General features: G+C 40.8%; 1 protein-coding gene and 1 pseudogene. Both read right to left on the bottom strand.

The genetic code is table 11. From position 1 onward, the window contains the following. Nucleotides 1-199 precede the first annotated feature (199 nt). Complete coding sequence (locus tag O9324_RS10325) at nt 200-910, bottom strand: response regulator transcription factor (RefSeq protein ID WP_288140136.1); 711 nt, start codon at nt 908-910, stop codon at nt 200-202. A 176-nt stretch (nt 911-1,086) separates the two neighbouring features. Next, a pseudogene (locus O9324_RS10320) lies at nt 1,087-1,699 on the bottom strand (IS4 family transposase); the annotation flags it as partial. Between the last annotated feature and the right edge of the window lie 145 nt (nt 1,700-1,844).

The following is a 1,844-nucleotide window of genomic DNA, read 5'->3' as shown; positions in this document are numbered from 1 at the left end:
AAATTATCAGACACCACCCTTATCAAGGGGGGACTAAGGGTAGGGTTGATTCATGAATCAACCCTACTATGAATCAACCCTAGGACTAAGGGGGGATCGAACCTAAAATCTATTTTTAATTTAATTATAACCAGCTACTTATCTCCTGAATACTGCCGACCGCCTCCTAACCCCACCAACAAACTTTTTGCCGCAAACCCTAAATAATGTCATCCTCAAATTTATAACCGACACCGACTACAGTTTTGATAAAGATCGGATTAGCAGGATCGGGTTCTACTTTTTTGCGTAAGCGTCGGATATGGGTATCTACTACCCTTTCATCGCCAAAAAAATCATTTCCCCAGAGATTATCGATTAATTGGGTGCGACTCCAGACGCGATTGGGATAACTGACAAAGGTAGCTAATAAATTAAATTCTAAGGTGGTTAAATCGAGGGTTTCCTCTGGCATTCCCTCCAATTTACGAAGAGCAGAATGTTGGTCTAAGTCGATAATAAAATGACGGCTGCGATGGAGTTGCTGGGGTTGGCTATCGTGTCTTAAACTACGTCTTAATAAAGCTCTTACGCGAGCGGTTAATTCCCGGGGACTAAAGGGTTTGACCATATAATCATCGGCTCCCGTAGATAGACCGATAATGCGATCAATTTCTTCTCCCCTAGCGGTTAACATTAAAATATAGGGGTCTTTTGTCCCCGGTTTTTGGCGAATTCTAGCACATAATTCCAGTCCGTCTAATTCGGGTAACATTAAATCTAAAATCACTAAGTCTGGTTGCTTTTGATAAAATAGTTCTAGTCCTACCCTACCATTACAAGCCAGATGACAATTAAATGATTCCCGCTCTAAAGTTTGCTGAATCAAATGGGCGATTTCAATTTCATCCTCGATAATAACGATATCCATACAAAGGAAAAAGTTTACAAATATCTAGGCATATTTTAACATATTAAGTAGCTGGTTATAATTAAAATTAAAATGGATTTTAGGTTCGATACCCCCTGCCCCCTTGATAAGCTATCCATTAGTCACATCTTTCTTAACATAAAATTTGACAAAAAGAGAAAAGTGTGCAATATGGCTCAAGGGGGTTCTGTGGGGTGACTAATTTGATGAGATAGTTTCCAAGTCTGGCTGATATCATGTTACCTTCCCAGTCCCAACCAAATAGTTTTAACACCGGGTTCACCGTCACCTTTTCTACCTAAAAAACCCCCAAGAGAAGCAATCATTCTGACCGCTTCTGGCCAAGGAGGGCGGCTTTTCAGGTGGCGGACCCTTTTTATGAATAGTGGCACACAAAGATTGCCATTCATGTTCTTCCAAAAAACTTTCACAACTCTCCTCTCCGTGTAAGCGTGCTTGATAAGTTAACCAGAGTAATCTCCAGGCTACAATTGAATAAGTAGCTAAAGCCATCTCAATTCTCCGACCCGTTTCTAATTGCAGTTTTTCTAGTCCACAACCACTTTTTAAAACAAAATGATAGCGTTCTATCAACCAGCGATAACTGTACCAGCGCCCACAGTTTATCGCTGATTCAAAGCTACTAATGTCTAGGCTAGTTAAGAGGAGCCAACTGATAGGATTAACCCCGGTATGAGGATTTTCTTCTTCAGCTAAAATTACCGGTAATTTGACTGGTTGACGAGGGGTCGCCTGGGAGTGATGGCTAGGTACTTGTATTTCAAATGCCTTTTTTGGCTTTTTGCGTTGTCAAGTCTAAACTTGTTGTGTCTTGAACTGCCAAAACTATTGGATGTTCTTTGATTCTTTCTACTGTACTTTTGGCCTGGGCGGCAATTAGATCTGAGGGGTGAAAATAGGGGGAATTCCAAAA

Origin of the sequence: Microcystis sp. LE19-84.1B, assembly GCF_027531875.1 — a bacterium.
Taxonomy (GTDB): domain Bacteria; phylum Cyanobacteriota; class Cyanobacteriia; order Cyanobacteriales; family Microcystaceae; genus Microcystis; species Microcystis panniformis.
This window is presented reverse-complemented; position numbering and strand designations above follow the sequence as displayed.

What these genes read in the sequence shown, in the direction of transcription:
- O9324_RS10325 (WP_288140136.1), bottom strand. Translation starts at nt 910, where the DNA reads ATGGATATCGTTATTATCGAGGATGAAATTGAAATCGCCCATTTGATT.